General features: G+C 69.0%; 1 pseudogene. It reads left to right on the forward strand.

Going from position 1 to position 255, the window contains the following annotated elements:
- Nucleotides 1-32: 32 nt before the first annotated feature.
- Nucleotides 33-255, forward strand: a pseudogene (locus tag RM446_RS24785) (IS982 family transposase); the annotation flags it as partial.

Below are 255 nucleotides of genomic sequence, written 5' to 3' on the forward strand. Positions count from 1 at the left end.
CGGACATGACGAAGGGCGCCCAGGATCAGAGTGTGACCAAAGACCTCGACGCCCTTCTCACCGCACTCTATGTCTACCTGGACGACCACGTCCTGCCTTCGGCCCGGCAACCGCGCAAACGCGGGCCGGCGCCGCTGCTCACCGACGCCGAACTGGTCTGCGTCGCCATCGCCCAAGTCCTACTGCGCTGCGACGACGAACGCCACTGGCTGCGCGTGGCCCCGCGCCGGATCGGCCACCTCTTCCCCCGCCTGC

The sequence above is a fragment of the Streptomonospora wellingtoniae genome, from assembly GCF_031845375.1.
Classification (GTDB): Bacteria; Actinomycetota; Actinomycetes; order Streptosporangiales; family Streptosporangiaceae; genus Streptomonospora; species Streptomonospora wellingtoniae.